Consider the following 14,736-nt stretch of genomic DNA (forward strand, 5'->3'; position numbering starts at 1 on the left):
TCCCAGATGAAGAGATTTCCCATTGTGGGCGTCGGCGCGTCAGCCGGCGGCATTCCCGCAATGGAGGGTCTGTTCAAAGGCATCAGCGGCCAGCCCGGCATGGCGTTCGTCATCGTGACCCATCTCAGTCCCGGGCGCGAAAGCCTGCTTCACGAGGTGGTCGGGCGTTATACGCGGCTGCCGGTTGTCGTCGTAGAGGATGGCACCACCGTCCTATCCGACCACATTTACGTGATGCCGCAAAACGTCGTTCTCACGATCGAGAAGGGGGTGCTGCATCTGCGGCCGTCGAACGTGTTCAACCGCGAGCGCAAGCCGATCGACATCTTCTTCAGCGCGCTTGCCGAGGACCAGGGCGAATATGCGGTCGGGGTCATTTTGTCGGGCGGCGATTCGGACGGCACGCTGGGCGCAAAGGCGATCAAGGAACGCGGCGGACTGACGGTCGCCCAGGCCCCCAACGGCTACGGTCCGCGCAACCCCGACATGCCGAAAAGTGCGATTTCCAGCGGACTGATCGATATAGCGGCGCCCGCGGAGCGCATCGGTGCGAAGCTGGAGGGATTCGCCCGCAGCTTCGATCTGCTGAACGGGATTGCCGACGACGGCGGCGAGCACGGCACGGGAGACATCGGTCGGCTGCGCGAGGAAATCTACGGCATTCTGCGCGGTCATTCCGGCCACGACTTCTCCGGGTACAAGTCCAAGACATTCCTGCGTCGCGTAAAACGGCGCATGCAGATCGCACAGCTTCAGTCAATTGCTGACTATGTCGAATGGCTGAAGAAAGACCCTCGCGAGGTGACGGACCTCTTCCGCGATCTTTTGATCAACGTCACCGATTTTTTCCGTGACCCCGACGCTTTCAAGCTGCTTGAGGAGAAGATCGTACCGCAGCTTTTCGAGGGCAAGACTGCCAGCGATGCGGTCAGGATCTGGGTGCCTGGCTGCGCCACCGGCGAGGAGGTGTTCTCCATCGGCATGCTGATGCGCGAACACATGGAGACACTTTCGGTTGTGCCGCGCGTCCAGATATTTGCGACTGATATCGATGAGCCGGCGCTCGCGGTGGCGCGCGCAGCGCGTTACCCGGCGGCATTGCTGCAGGGGCTCTCGCCCGAACGCAAGCAGCGTTTTTTCAGCAGCGACGGCGACAGTTATGTGCTTACCAACGAGGTACGGGAGCTGTGCGTCTTTTCGCCTCACAGCGTCGTCCGCGACCCGCCCTTTTCGCGCATGGACATGGTTTCATGCCGCAACCTCCTGATCTATTTCGGCTCGAACATCCAGAACCGGGTCATTCCGATCTTTCACTACGCGCTGAAGCCGGGCGGTTACCTTTTCCTCGGCACGTCCGAAAGCGTGGGTCAGCACGACAACCTCTTCGCCACGGTCGACAAGAAGCAGCGCATTTTTCAGGCGCGGGAACATGCCTCGCCCCATATAACGCTGCCGACGCTGATCGGCGACGCCCGTTCGGGCGCCTTCCTGGCCGAAGGCACGGGGTCCAAGAAGGGAACCGCCGGCTACCCGCTTCGGCAGGCGGTCGAGGCACAGGTGCTGGAGCGTTTCGCGCCGCCGCACGTCCTGGTCAATGGCGATGGCGACGTCGTCTACTATTCGGCCCGGACAGGCAGATATCTCGAAGCGCCGCAGGGCATTCCGAGCCGGCAAGTGCTGACTTTGGCTCGCCGCGGGCTGAGGCTCGACCTGCGTGCGGCCTTGCGGGAAGCGGCCGCGACGCGCCGCACCGTGGTGCGTGAGAATGTCGTCGTCGATGAGGACGACGAACCGGTCCAGTCGATCAAACTCACTGTCGAGCCCCTGGCGGAACTCGGCAAGCGTGAACAGCTTTATCTTGTCCTGTTCGAACCGTTCGGGCCAGCACAGGCGCGGTCGGATGTGGGGCGCGAAGACCGTGATATCGAAGGTGCTGCCGATCTCGAGCGGGAGCTGCGCGAGACGCGCGAGCGACTGCAATCGACGATCGAGGAGTACGAAACCGCGCTGGAAGAGGTGAAATCGTCGAACGAGGAACTCGTCTCCGTCAATGAGGAGGCGCAGTCGACCAACGAGGAGCTTGAGGCTTCGAAGGAGGAGATGCAGTCGCTCAACGAGGAGCTCAACACCATCAATTCAGAGCTGACCAACAAGATAGAGGAACTCGATCGCGCCAACAGCGATTTGCGGAATCTGTTCGAGAGCACGCAGATCGCAACCATTTTCCTCGACCGCAATCTGGTGGTGCGGACCTTTACTCCGGCGGCCTCACCTTTCTTCAGCCTACGTCCCTCCGACGTCGGCCGGCCACTGACCGAGCTTTCGAGCCAGCTCGACTATCCCGAGCTAAAACAGCACATCGATGCCGTGTTCGAAACCGGAGAGACCCTGAAACATCATCTGGCGCGTGACGACCAGGGCCGGTTTCACATGGTTCGTATCAATCCGTATCGCGACAAGGACAATAGAATCCAGGGCGTCGTGGTCACATTGGTCGACGTCACCACCTTGGCCGAGGCGGAAACGCAAAACCAGGTGCTCATTTCGGAGCTGAATCACCGCGTCAAGAACATGCTGGCGGTCGTCGCCAGCATCGCCAACCGCACCCGCGAAAATTCGGAATCGAAGGAAGAGTTCGCCGAAGCGCTGATCGGTCGCTTGCACGCCATGTCGCGGGCTTACGGTCTGCTGTCGAAGGAGCGCTGGAAAGAAGCCTCGATCAGCGAACTGCTGCGGCAGGAACTCGAACCTTTCGGCAGTGACCGGTTCGAGCTTGACGGCGCTGAAGAGAAACTTAGCCCGCAACAGGGCCTTTCCCTCAGCATGGCCATTCATGAGCTGGCAACCAACGCCGCCAAATATGGCGCGCTGTCGAAGCAGCAGGGCAGGGTGGCGCTGAAGTGGTCGGCAGACGGCGACGTTTTCAGGCTTGCCTGGCGCGAGAAGAACGGGCCGCCCGTCAGAAAGCCAGAAGTAAACGGCTTCGGGCTTTCCCTGTTGCAGGGCGAGATCGGCTACAGGCTAGGCGGAAACGTCGAGACCGCCTTCAATCGTGACGGCCTTGAGGTCCAGATCACATTTCCGATGATGGGCAAAGAGACGCCGTGAGCGATCCGCTGCGCGTTCTGGTGGTCGAGGATGAATGGCTCATCGCCGAGGACATCGCTGCGTGTCTGCGCGCTTCGGGACATCAGGTGATCGGCCCGGCCCCTTCGGTGGCGGCGGCCCTGCGTCTTATCGGCCAAAATCATGTCGACGTGGCGCTGCTGGATGTTCAGCTGCATGGCGAAACAAGCCTGGCGATCGCAGAAGAACTGCAAACCCGCCACATCCCGTTCGCGTGTCTGACCGGATTTGGGCCGCGCGATGTTCCATCAGCCTTCGCCAACTTCAAATTTGTTCGCAAGCCGGCAGATCAGGCTGCCATTCTGGGCGCCTTGGCTGAATTGGTCAGGGTGGCCTAGCTTGTTTCAGGAGACTCGTCATGGATCGAAGGGCGGAAAGCGATCACCGGCAAATTGCTCCGCCCAAGGCAATGCCATGAGCCAGTTCTCACGGCGCGGTACCCACAGTTCGTAGTCGGGAATGAGGTTGCTGGGAGCCATATCGAGCGAGCCGAGCATGATCTCGGCCTCGTTGTCCCGCAGCCAGGCGATGTGCGAACCGCATTGCGGGCAGAAACTGCGTCTGGCGAACGTGTTCATTTGTCCGCTGCCTTCATAGGCTGACATGGGCCAGACGCCAAACGGCGTGAAAAAGCTGCCGCTGGCGCGGCGGCAATCCTGGCAGTGGCAAATTCCGACCCGCAACGGTGGGCCGCTCACCTTGAAGCGAACGGCGCCGCACAGACAACCGCCGTCCCGTTCGACCCCTGCCATCGCCTTCAGTCCAGCGGTTTGTCTGTCGGCCGCGGCGTGGTGCCCGACTGGCGCGGCCCGCCGGCATTGCGGTTCACCACCGGATTATCCAGCGGAGCGGTCGATGGCTTCGATGTTCCCGCGGTTTTTGGCGTCGGCGGTTTCGCTCCCGCGTCCGTTTCGTTGGCATCGCGTCTTGGATGCCGCAAGCCGTCGGCATTCACTTGCCGGATTGCCGGCTTCGATGTGGTGTTTGCCATGGGATCTCCTTCCTGCTGCGGCGGAAAGAACGGATGGTTTCGTTCTTAGCCCACAGCTCGTACATCTCAACCGCCGGCAAGGTGCGAAGTTCCACGGCCTGGAGCTTCAGGTGTCCTCTTCGGTGCCAACGTATGCTGCAGGGTAAGCGGTGTACCGCTCGCACGTTTACAGTAAATCTTAAATTGGATGCTGGCGAGGAATCGCAGCCTTGATGGCACAGCAACTATGCGCCAGACGTGGCGGCCCAAAAGCGGCGGCTGACGATCTGCCGGCCTCTCGCCGCCATCAGTCATTTGCTGTGGTGATCTCATAATCGCCCCCGGCAATCCCGCCATCCCCGCGCAGGATTAAGCCTTGTGCACGGCAATGAGTCCAGCACCGCCGATTTCCACCTGACTGGCCGGAACCATTTTCGCTACTGGCTGTTCGGCTCGCAGGAAGGAGCCGGACATGGAGCGACGTAACGCTATACTTTCGCTGGTGATAGCAGCGGTCATTATCGTCGGCTTTCTCATTGGCTTTCTGTACGCTGATATGGGCTGGCGCACCTCGCCACTCAAAAGAGCGCCTGAGCAAAACCAAGGTGGAAACGCACCAGCCGATACCTCGCCTGCAGCGGGCATCAAGAAGAATCCTCAAGAGAATACCGAGATGCCGGATCAAAAATAACGGGGATCCTTTGGGCGCAGGCAGCGCCGGTTCGATGCGGACTTGAGGTCACTCTCGAACAATCGATCTCAGAACCTGCAGTGTCGGCTCCTTGTCCGCGCGTCCGATCCATACTTTCCGCACCGCGCCTGCAAGGTCACCGAAATAGGATGGCAGATCTCGACGAGCGAACGCTCGGCTGACGCCTGATTTTCCCTTTGGAGAAGGAGCCCGCCAACCGGCGACGCTTTTGCCTATCAGCCATCCGCCTTCAGCGCTTCATCTTGCGGATAGTGCGACCTCAGCGTATCCCTCAAGGAACTGTCAACTGGCCTTGGGAGCGGTGCTCGGGACCAGGAATCCACTCTTTAGCAACTCCAGGGCGTCGAGCGCGTCCTCATCCAGCAAATTTGTCAGAGCCACCCCATCTGAGAAGACAACCTTGTGGTCGTCTATATCGTAGACTTCCCAAAGCCCATCCTTGATTCTTCGAATGGCGTGCCGGTGCTCCATAAGCACACGCTAATTGAGTCTCGGAAATGGTGGGTAGGAAAAATCAGGGATAGGCCAACATTAGTAGTGGAAAACTCAGGCGCGCTCTGCCGCGTGGTGCGTGGACTGAAGGGGGCCGCCGTCGGGCCTGGTAGCGGATCCGAATAGCCAGGTTGAGAAACCGTCTGACAATCATTGCGGACACTCGGCCTCTGATGTAATTTAGAACTTGATCACGTGAGGAATATGCCCGCTGTCGCGACGGCTTTTCTCTCTTTTCTGTCTCGGCAGATAGCATGCTCTCTAACGGACCTTGACACTGCAAGCTGATTCTTGTGGTCGCCAGGTAACAGCGGTTAAGGGATTTGCCATGCTCCGACGTTGCGGATTCGTTGCAGCCGTCATGCTCGCAAGCTTCACGACTTTCGAGGCTTCTGCCGTCGAACGAAGGGTCGCTTTTGTAATCGGCAACTCCGATTACCAGGAAATCTCGGCCCTCAAGAACCCGGCTAAAGATGTGGTGGACGTATCCGATACGTTTCGGCAGGCTGGTTTTGATGTTTTCGTCGCGAGCAATCTTACAAAGCTGCAGTTTGAAGATCAGTTCCGCAACTATCTTGCCGCCGTGGATGGCGCCGATATCGCTGTCGTCTACTATTCCGGCCACGGCTTTCAGATCGGCGGCGAAAATTTCCTGATCCCAGTAGACGCCTCGTTGAAACAGGCGGCCGACGTGGAGGTCCAGGCAATCAAGCTAAACGACGTGCTGCAGCAGATGCGTTCGAAATCGAAGATCCAGGTGATCATCCTCGATGCCTGCCGCAACAATCCATTCCCTCGCAAGGACTATTGGCTCAGAGACCAGCTTCTTGCCGCCAGCGGCACCGGCCTTGCGCAAGTAAGAAGCTCGCTGAACACGCTGATTGCTTTTGCCACCGAACCCGGCGCGGTTGCCTATGACGGCGCCGGCGACCTCAGTCCTTTTTCGTCAGCGTTTTCTCGTCGCGCACTGGCCCCCAACCAGGAGATCCGCACGGTCATGTCGGCCGTCCGCCGGGATGTGGTTGAGGCTACCAAGGGCTTGCAGGTCCCCTGGGAGAACTCTTCGCTTATCGACGAAGTCGTTCTGATGCGTCGCAGCAGCCGCCCATCGCTGCCGCCGGTGCTGGAGAAGGTCGTGCTGTCGGGCGCCGGCCCCGTCGATCTGGATCTTCCGGAACCGGTCGAGGTCGACGGCGGGACAATCACCGTCAGCATCGACAGACCGCCCACCCTGGGGCGCCTGATGCTGGACGGCAAGGTTGTCGAGGCGGGAGAACTGATCCAGGGCAAGGATCTGCCGCGCTTGCAGATGGATGTCCCCAAGGGAATTGGCGAGCCAGAAGAGATGGATATGCTGGCCTACGCCGCACGCGACAATTGGGGCGGCGAAGCCAAGGGCATGCTGGTGTTCCGGGTCAAAAGCGGCGAAGGAACCCAGGGCGAACAGGTGATGGCTTCGCTCGAAGCCGAGCAGAAGCAGCAGGTGCTCCAGCGCGGCATTCATGTCACCGGTGCCGCCGAGGCGATCGAGAGCCGCGAGATCGATGTTCCGGTCGGCGTGGGCGCGGTTGCCCTGAGCCTGGATCTCCCGACAGACGATGCGGCGGTCAGCTTGAGAGTTGCGAACTATCCGGCAACGGGAACGCTCTCCCTGCCGGATCGGGCCCTGTCGCCCGAATCGAGCTTGACCGTCGGTGAAGTCGAGGTGCTGCGCTATGAACCCCAGATCGGAGCCAGCGCGCCGGTCGAGGTCGCCTTCGAAATTCGGGCGGACAGCGGAGCATCCAAACCAGCCAAAATGACACTGTCGCCAAGCGTCGATCCGTGCGACTCGGCTGCCGGCGAACCTCTCGATCTTCAAGGCGTCGTCCCCGGCCTGCTGCCAAATGAAATCGGCGCCGAGGCGGTGAAGCTCTGCGAGGCTGCGGTGAAGGCGTATCCCGATGTCGCGCGCTTCCGCTATGAACTGGGTCGCGCGCTGCTTGCAGCCGGCAAGGTGGACCAGGCGAGGAAAGCCATACAACAGGCCGCCGACAGGGGACATGTGCGCGCTGTGTTCGAGCTCGGCTACCTCTACGCGACGGGAACGGGCGTGGCTGCCGACCGGAAAAAGGCCAACGCCTTCTACGCGGCCGCAGCCGACAAGGGCGATCCTTACGGGATGACGTCATGGGGCCGTGCCTTGTTCCACGGCTACGGCGTCGAGCGCGACACCGGAAAGGGGTTGGACCTGCTGCTCAAGGCGGCATCGATGGGGCACACATATGCCATGAACGATCTCGGCGCGATCTTCACCGAAGGCCGCAACGGCGTGACCGCAGATCAGGCCCGCGCCGTTGCCTTCCTGGAAGCTGGCGTCCAGCGGCAGGACATGTATTCGATGAACTTGCTCGGTCGCAATTACCTCAGCGGCCGGGGCGTCGAGAAGGATCCGAAGGCTGCGCTGGCGCTTTTTCAGAAGGCCATTGACCTCGGCCAGCCCTATGCGCCTGGCAGTCTTGCGCGCATGTACCGTGATGGCGTTGGCGTGGAGCAGAACCTTGATGAAGCCCAACGTCTGTTTGAATTGGCAACCTCGCGCGGCGACCAGTCCGGCGCCTACGATCGCGCGGCTCTCGAGATGCAAAAGGGCGACAAGGCCGACCAGGCCGTCGCCGTGCGTTTCCTGGCATTCACAGTTGCGCTCGATCTTCGCAATGAACTGCCTGACGCCCGGGCGACGTTGGCGCAATTCGGGGCCAAGCCGAAAGCGGCGGCGTTGAAGCAGCTGCGTGGGGAACTCAAGTCGAAGATTCCGTTGAGCGGCTCTGTCGACAAGCAACTGGTCAAAGTGGCAAGGGCGGTCTGGGAACAAGCCAATCCGCGTCGGGATTTGTTCTGATCAACAAGGAGGCAATGGTGGGCAGAAATCGGAAGCAGGCAACAATCGGGATAACTCTGTCCATCGCCTTGGCGGGGGTCATGGGCTGCACATCCTGGCAACCCCTTCAACCGACGCCGCTGGTGGCGACGCCCGCACCGGCGCCGAAGGTCGTTCGCAGAGCCGCGGCGCCGCGGAAGGTCGTCAACCCGGCTCCCAAACCGGTGGCCGCCAAGAAAGTGGTCAAACCGGTCGCGGACGAGCCTGCTGCCGCACCTCCCGTAATCATTCCTTCTTTGGGAGGGAGCGGCGGAGGAGGCGGCGGCGGCTGGTCCGGATAAACATTGAATGGCGGCTGCAGCTAAGCCAAGCAACTGATTCAGAGCATTCTGCACCCAGTGGAATCACTTGGCGCCGCAGGAATGCGGCTTAATCAAACAGATAGAGCCGGATGCTCAGTTCAATTTGAATGTATCCCGCTCGCGGATGCGGGCTAGGGTCTAATTCGCATCCGCTGATTGGCGCGATGCCTCTGTCTGTGCCATCTCGATGCCCATTTCGACAAACGCGGAAAGAACTGAAAAGCGGTCCTCCAAGGCAACACGTGCCAGTCCGGCCAGAACCCCCGCACTCACCGCGCGGGCGGCAGGCGATGGCTGCAAGGCCGATACCGCTGATGCGTCTATAGCCGAACCGTTGCCATGCCGTCCTGCAGCCAGGGCAATCCAGGCAGCCGGCGTTGTTGGCGGCATCGCCGCGGCCTTGCTCACTTCTGGGCGATGGTGAGGGCTATCCGGTTCGCTGACCCAGTCACGAACAAGCGCGAGCAACTCCTGATCCCTGTGGTCGAGCAGAACGGTGAGATGGCTCAGGCACTCGTGGGCCCACCACACCGCAGCCCGCTCGGGAAGCAGATAGGCACAGAACGTAATCGCCTCCTCGGGCACGCGCCCGGCAAGGAGGGCGCGGCAAAATTCGATTGAAGGCTGTTCGGTCGGACGTGCCACCATGTCCCTGGCAACAGCGGGGTAGGCCATGAAAAGGTCCCGTGCCGTTTTGAATCGAAGCTCATTGGCCATGGCCGCCACGCTTTCACTTAGGGAACAATGGACACTGAAGCCCTGGACAGGGCGCGGGTCAAGTCTCAGTCCGTAGCAAGATGGAACTGCCGTCCACTCCCCGTATGCTTGACGTTTATTGACAGACAATCGCTTCGGAATTTGGTATACTCCGCAGCCGAAGAAATCGGATGTTTCAAGACAGGAGTAACCGTTATGCAGTTGGGCAGTTTAGCCTTGGTGTTGACGGTCGCGCTTTTTTCGACCCACGCTTCCGCTGATCCGCTTCAGAAGTCAGAAGACATCGTGAAGTTTTTTTCCGGGGCGAGCGAGTTCGGCCCGGCGCGTGGAATCTGCGTCGGCACCGAAGACGAGTGCAAGAGCAAGAAGAAAGAAGCGCCGGCCGAAAAAACCAGCCTCGATATGCTGATCAATTTCGGCCTGGATTCTGCCGAACTCGACGCGACTGCGCGTGCTGAACTCGACGAGTTCGCCAAGGCGCTGAAGGACAGCCGACTGAGCGCTCTCGACTTCGTTGTTGAAGGTTACACCGATGCGTCCGGCTCGGCTCACTACAACGAGGGACTGTCGGAACGAAGAGCCCGATCGGTAACAACCTTCCTGACCTCCAACGGCATCGACGCTGCCCGCATCAAAGCGACAGGCTTGGGCGAAACGAACCCGCGCAATCCCAACCCATACGATCCGGTAAACCGCCGGGTGGAGATGCGGATAAGGACTGAGTAGGGGGCCGGTACGCCAAGGCACCGCTCACGTCGACAGGCTTGAAACGGTGGCTTGTCAGTTGTTGTTGTTGAGCACACCGCCCACGGCCACACCTGTGCCGAAAATCAGCGCCTTGGTCAGGAAGTCGTTGTTGTCCGGCGGCGGTGGATTGTCCTGTCGAACCACCTCGCGGTTGCGCCTCGTCTGAACGACCTGCTGCCTGCGCGGCTTCTGTGCCACCACCGACTTTTTTGTGCGGGCCTTCTGTGCCACCGGCTTTTGTGTGCGGACCTGCTGCACCTGTTTTTTCGGCTGTGCTGCACGAGCCTGATCGGCAGCGTATCTGGCGCGCACCGACTCCATCATTGGATCCGTCTGGATCACCAGGAACGCCAGTTGCTCGCGTGTCAAAAAATTGGTCTGCAGTAGACCATTTTTCGCTTGCCAGATGCCGATCGCCTGGCGGGTCTTTGGACCTATGTTTCCATCGATGCGGCCAAGTTCGTTGCCCAAGGCTTCGATGCGCAACTGCAGATCGATACGGCCCTGGCGATCGAGACCGATCGCACTTTCCGTCAACTCGGTGCCCGGGGCCCGCTTCACCTCATCCGAAACGCCAACCGAGGTGCGAACGGCTGAACCGGAATTTGCGTTCGCTTCGTCCTCATCGACTGCCGCCACCTGCCGATCTTCGGCTTTCGGTTGGTTCAACTGGTCGATGTTCAGCCGTGCCACCGTGGCGAAGCGGCCATTTGGAAACTGTTCGAGATAGGCTTCGTAGAACGGAATGGTATTGCGCTTCGAGGCTTCATCCCACAGACGCTGCTCCACCTCCCAGGAAGGAGGCTCACTGGTCACCGGGGCAGGAGCCGGTGCGCTGCCGGATGCGCCAGCGACAGGTTTTGTGGCAGGCGCCGCATCCACTGCGGACTGTCCCAGGAAGACCTCGCGTCCCAGTGATGCGTTGTGCCAAGGTCTCTGGCGACCCTGTGTCGTTTCGGTCACCTGGCCGCGCACGCGCGTCAGCGCGCTCTGGATTTCAACGCCGGGTTCGGTCAGGTGCCTGGCGAGCGCGGTGGAGTAAGGACTGTTGACGCCGTTGCCGTCGAAAGCGATGGCGCCTGGATCGGTTGCATACGCAATCAGGATTCCGCCGGTTCCAACGCCGTCCGATTTTGCGTCGATCGGCGCCAGACCGGAGCCAAACGAGGCGGAACGGCTCTTCGGCATAGAGGCGGCCAGCGTCCTTGCCAGTGGATTGTCGCGGCAGGCATCGAGGATAATGACGCCGATCGCCGGCTCGGGCGGTAACGCCGCCATGAAGTCATCGATCTGAATTGTGCGGGTCTTGAGATAAGCGGGCGATGTCAGCTCGGCGTCTACCGGAATCAGAAAATTCCTGCCGTCGACCTGCATGCCGTGGCCGGCATAAAAAATGACGGCGAGGTCGGCGTCGTAGGATTGCTCAGTAAACCGGCTGATGAGGCTGTGCATGCCTGCATTGTCTTGATCGACGCCCTCGATCACTTGGAAGCCGGCATTGCGCAGCGTGGAAGCAATGAGATGCGCATCGTTGGCGGGATTGGGCAATGCAACGGCATGCACGTATTTGCTGTTGCCGATGACCAGCGCCACGCGTTTGGCATCAGGGGCAGCAGCCTCGGCGCCAAGCGACGATGCGATGATAAACAGGATCAACCCGCTCAGAACGACGGCAAATGCTTTCATCGACCAGCCCTCCGCCCCGCCAGGGCGCACCATTGATGTCTGCGTATGCTAAATTCATCAGCGACATAGTCGCTTCTGCCAAATGGCTCTTGGGCGTATGTGATCTCGACCACAGTTTTGGTTCACAAAGGGCCCGAAAAAAGTTGGTTATAGTAACACCTGGCAGCAGGAACGCCAATGGGTCTACGGCGAGCTTGCACACCGCGAGAAGCAGGTTCAAAGGGTATTTTGCGTCGGGCTTATGAGGGCCGTGATCGCTTGCTTGTACTTTTCGAACTCCGGCGATGTCTGCCGGACTTCCGTCGTTGTCGTTGTCTGTTGACTCACCTCGGTCGTCGCCGGGCTTAGCTTCCTGCCCATCTTCCTTTCGGCCCAGCCCACGACATAGCTGGCAGTCTTGCCAGTGAGGAACCGGTTGGCTTGAATGACGGCCGACCCGAGCACCGCGCTCAATTGCGCCGAACCCGGCGACGACAACACTTGATGGGCGCCTTCCATTCCCAGGAAATGACAGAGATAGAGCCGGCCGGCTGTGATCTGGTGGCCGCGCGCCCGAAGATAGGCTTCGCCTTCGCGCGCCAGATTGCTGACCATCTCGCGTGAGATGGTGGCGTCGTAACGCAAAGCGAGCAGGTCGGCGGTTGACAGTGTCCGCGCAAGTTCGGGGCGATAGGTGTTCATCATCCTGATCCAGGTCTTCGTTATGAACTGACCGGCGCCGGTTGCCGAAGAATTTGGGTTCTTGGCGCGGGCGCTGCCGCCACTTTCGACTTGAACGATACGGTCGGTCAGTGTTTCGACAGCGGAAGCGTCCGTTGCGATTGCCGTAACCGTACCCAGGGGATTGATCGCCTCGCCATTGCGATAGAGTTCGAAATGCAGGTGCGGCCCAGTCGAAAGACCAGTCGTGCCGATGTAACCAATGATATCGCCTGCCTTCACCTTCGCGCCGACACCGCCCTTGATCGCGAATTTCTGCATATGCGCATAGCGCGTCTCGCGCGCGCTTCCGTGCGAAATCTTCACTAGATTGCCGTAACCCCCTCCATCGCCCTGAAAGACGATTTCGCCGTCGAAGGCGGCTGCAATAGGCGTACCCAGAGGTGCCGCCCAATCCACACCCTTGTGGATGCGAACGGTGCCGAGGATCGGGTGCTTGCGTGGGCCGAAGGTGGACGTCATGACCCCGTTGACCGGGGTGACCATGCCGTTGGTGACTGTCAGCGAGCGGACCTGATCGTCGCCGCTAACGCAAGCAAACTGGCCGTCGGTCTGCTGGAAGACGAAACAGTCGAGGCTTTTTTCGGTACCCTGGACGCCCACATATAACACCCGCCCGGCCGACTCTTCCTTGCCGCGCGGCCTTTGCGAATAGATCAGGACCAGATGCTGGTCTTCGCTGGCGAAGGCATCCAGATCCTGTCCTCGCGAGAGATACATGATCGCTTCTCCGATCACGCCGGTGGGGACTTTATTGCGTGCTGCTGTCGAGTAGATTGCGTCGAGTAGTCGGTATTGCCTTTTGTGGGTGCCTTGTGCCTGTGCGCCCGAGTAGTTGAACAGATCTTCGCGGACCCAGGGGTCGACACCAGACACAAACGCACCAGCGGCATTGCGCGTCAGCGTACCGACAAATACGTTCTTGGCGTAGATCGAAACCTGCATGAGGGACATGGTTGTCGTCTCGCGCGTCGGCCTGAAACCGCGCATCGCGACGACATAACCTGGCTCAAGGCTTTCCCGATTGAAAAGCGCCTTCAAGGCTTCGCCTGCCAGCTTGGCGTCCTCGGCGGAGAAATGTGCATCCAGGGCAACGCTGTCCAAGCTGCGGTCGTTGAGAATCTTTACGAACGTGTCCTCGGTAGCCTCATATCGCTGATATTCGCTGGTGACATTTGCAACGCTTGTGTTGTTTTCGATCTGGGTTTTCTGGAACGCGGGAAGGGCTGCCTCGCCTGCATCGATTGTTTCGCCCCAACCTGCTTCGGGGTCATCGGCGTCCACCTGCGGGTCCGAAGCAACCGGAGCCTCGTTTAGAACGGGCGGTGGCTGAAGGTCGTTTTGCAGATCGTTGGATGGCGCCGCCGCAGTCTGTCGCTGTGCCTGGAAGAATGCGAAATCTTCTTGTGTGGACGGTATCGTTGTCATGAACTTTTCGCTGGCGCTAAGCATCACGTCGGACAGAATTTCGATCTGGGGAGAAACTCCAGCCTGATCGAGTTCTGCCGGGCGCGGGATAACTTGGCTTTTTGTTGCGGCGCCGGTGTCGGGCGCAAGGGTGATCCACATCGGGTCGCCTGCGAGATCGATAATGGCAGGCACATAGACCGAAGCATCGGCTGGCACATCGTCGGTTCCCTCGACGGCGTGCAACTCCTCATCTTCATCGCCAAACGACCAATAGTCCGCGGTGAGATAGAAGCCGACAGCGATTGACAACAGGACAATCACAGCAAGACCGGCAAGGAGTCTGCGCCAGAGCCTGCGTCTGCGCAGAGCGGCGCGCGCCTGCTTTTTCAACCTGAAGCTTGTGTCGATACTGTGCGTCACGGATTGCTTCCGGTCAGGAAAAAGGTCCACCGCACCTGTTCAAGCGTATCGACTTCGAGGAATCGTGCGGCGATATGGCCGCGCTGCCAGCATTCATCGATGCCACGTATCGAGAAACGCCGCCGGTCGACGCACATTTCGGTAGACCCGGTCAGGGTCGCATGACCAAAAACGTCCGTCGCATAGATGTAAATGTAGCGGTTCGTGAGTTCCTCGCGGATGACGTTCACGCACTGATTTGCGCCGATGGTCCACCAGCCATCGGTCTGGTCCGCATTGTCGACCTTTTGGCCGACAGCGAGATTGACGACGTCGAGCGTCTGATTGCAGACGGTGAATTCGGCGCGCGCTTCGTGAGACGACAGGAGAGCCAGCAAGGTCGCACCCGACATCACCACAAGTTTGATACGGCCTCTCCGGGCAAGCAGGCCGCGAAGCCAGTCACGCTGATTTTGGGGCGGGACAGCGGTCAGGAAGGAAAAACGCGAGCGGCGGAGGTTCATCGGCGTGCATG

Annotated in this window: 11 protein-coding genes; 5 read left to right on the plus strand and 6 right to left on the minus strand. The window is 60.0% G+C overall.

Annotation, left to right across the window (positions count from 1 at the left end; genetic code table 11):
* Positions 1–6 precede the first annotated feature (6 nt).
* Entirely contained in the window at positions 7–3,108 is a 3,102-nt protein-coding gene (locus RPG13_RS14980) for a CheR family methyltransferase (protein WP_337125402.1), read from the plus strand.
* Positions 3,105–3,464 carry a response regulator gene (locus tag RPG13_RS14985; protein ID WP_127203692.1) on the plus strand — a complete coding sequence of 120 codons (360 nt, stop codon included), beginning with the start codon at positions 3,105–3,107 and terminating at the stop codon, positions 3,462–3,464. The genes RPG13_RS14980 and RPG13_RS14985 overlap by 4 nt, the downstream gene beginning before the upstream one ends.
* Before the next feature lie 18 nt (positions 3,465–3,482).
* Here the strand turns inward: RPG13_RS14985 and RPG13_RS14990 are convergent, their stop codons facing one another.
* Complete coding sequence (locus tag RPG13_RS14990) at positions 3,483–3,878, minus strand: GFA family protein (protein WP_127203693.1); 396 nt, start codon at positions 3,876–3,878, stop codon at positions 3,483–3,485.
* 5 nt (positions 3,879–3,883) lie between these two features.
* Positions 3,884–4,117, minus strand: a complete 234-nt coding sequence (locus RPG13_RS14995) for a hypothetical protein (RefSeq protein WP_095486403.1) — start codon at positions 4,115–4,117, stop codon at positions 3,884–3,886.
* Between the two features lie 451 nt (positions 4,118–4,568).
* Between RPG13_RS14995 and RPG13_RS15000 the strand changes: the two genes are divergently transcribed.
* Positions 4,569–4,787 (plus strand): hypothetical protein, encoded by a 219-nt coding sequence (locus RPG13_RS15000; RefSeq protein ID WP_095486404.1) that lies wholly within the window; start codon positions 4,569–4,571, stop codon positions 4,785–4,787.
* Between the two features lie 874 nt (positions 4,788–5,661).
* Positions 5,662–8,181, plus strand: a complete 2,520-nt coding sequence (locus RPG13_RS15005; RefSeq protein WP_245465499.1) for a caspase family protein — start codon at positions 5,662–5,664, stop codon at positions 8,179–8,181.
* Between the two features lie 479 nt (positions 8,182–8,660).
* Here the strand turns inward: RPG13_RS15005 and RPG13_RS15010 are convergent, their stop codons facing one another.
* Positions 8,661–9,239, minus strand: a complete 579-nt coding sequence (locus tag RPG13_RS15010; protein WP_127288957.1) for a DUF6931 family protein — start codon at positions 9,237–9,239, stop codon at positions 8,661–8,663.
* Between the two features lie 195 nt (positions 9,240–9,434).
* On the opposite strand from RPG13_RS15010, the gene RPG13_RS15015 reads away from it, so the two are divergent.
* Positions 9,435–9,965 (plus strand): OmpA family protein, encoded by a 531-nt coding sequence (locus tag RPG13_RS15015; protein ID WP_127288959.1) that lies wholly within the window; start codon positions 9,435–9,437, stop codon positions 9,963–9,965.
* 54 nt (positions 9,966–10,019) lie between these two features.
* Here the strand turns inward: RPG13_RS15015 and RPG13_RS15020 are convergent, their stop codons facing one another.
* From RPG13_RS15020 to RPG13_RS15030, 3 genes are all read right to left on the minus strand, one after another.
* Positions 10,020–11,672, minus strand: a complete 1,653-nt coding sequence (locus RPG13_RS15020) for a caspase family protein (RefSeq protein WP_337125403.1) — start codon at positions 11,670–11,672, stop codon at positions 10,020–10,022.
* A 216-nt stretch (positions 11,673–11,888) separates the two neighbouring features.
* Positions 11,889–14,222, minus strand: coding sequence for a M23 family metallopeptidase (locus RPG13_RS15025; protein WP_337125404.1), 2,334 nt, complete (start codon positions 14,220–14,222; stop codon positions 11,889–11,891).
* Positions 14,219–14,725: a DUF1036 domain-containing protein gene (locus RPG13_RS15030; RefSeq protein WP_337125405.1), complete on the minus strand. Its 507-nt coding sequence runs from the start codon at positions 14,723–14,725 to the stop codon at positions 14,219–14,221. Before RPG13_RS15030 ends, RPG13_RS15025 begins: the two co-directional genes overlap by 4 nt.
* Between the last annotated feature and the right edge of the window lie 11 nt (positions 14,726–14,736).

Origin of the sequence: Mesorhizobium sp. ISC15 (assembly GCF_037162615.1) — a bacterium.
In the GTDB taxonomy this organism is placed as follows: Bacteria; Pseudomonadota; Alphaproteobacteria; order Rhizobiales; family Rhizobiaceae; genus Mesorhizobium; species Mesorhizobium mediterraneum.

Coding starts and splice junctions, on each gene's coding strand:
- RPG13_RS15030 (WP_337125405.1), bottom strand. CDS start 14,725: ATGAACCTCCGCCGCTCGCGTTTTTCCTTCCTGACCGCTGTCCCGCCC.
- RPG13_RS14990 (WP_127203693.1), bottom strand. CDS start 3,878: ATGGCAGGGGTCGAACGGGACGGCGGTTGTCTGTGCGGCGCCGTTCGC.
- RPG13_RS15005 (WP_245465499.1), top strand. CDS start 5,662: ATGCTCGCAAGCTTCACGACTTTCGAGGCTTCTGCCGTCGAACGAAGG.
- RPG13_RS15000 (WP_095486404.1), top strand. CDS start 4,569: ATGGAGCGACGTAACGCTATACTTTCGCTGGTGATAGCAGCGGTCATT.
- RPG13_RS14980 (WP_337125402.1), top strand. CDS start 7: ATGAAGAGATTTCCCATTGTGGGCGTCGGCGCGTCAGCCGGCGGCATT.
- RPG13_RS15015 (WP_127288959.1), top strand. CDS start 9,435: ATGCAGTTGGGCAGTTTAGCCTTGGTGTTGACGGTCGCGCTTTTTTCG.
- RPG13_RS14995 (WP_095486403.1), bottom strand. CDS start 4,117: ATGGCAAACACCACATCGAAGCCGGCAATCCGGCAAGTGAATGCCGAC.
- RPG13_RS15010 (WP_127288957.1), bottom strand. CDS start 9,239: ATGGCCAATGAGCTTCGATTCAAAACGGCACGGGACCTTTTCATGGCC.
- RPG13_RS15020 (WP_337125403.1), bottom strand. CDS start 11,672: ATGAAAGCATTTGCCGTCGTTCTGAGCGGGTTGATCCTGTTTATCATC.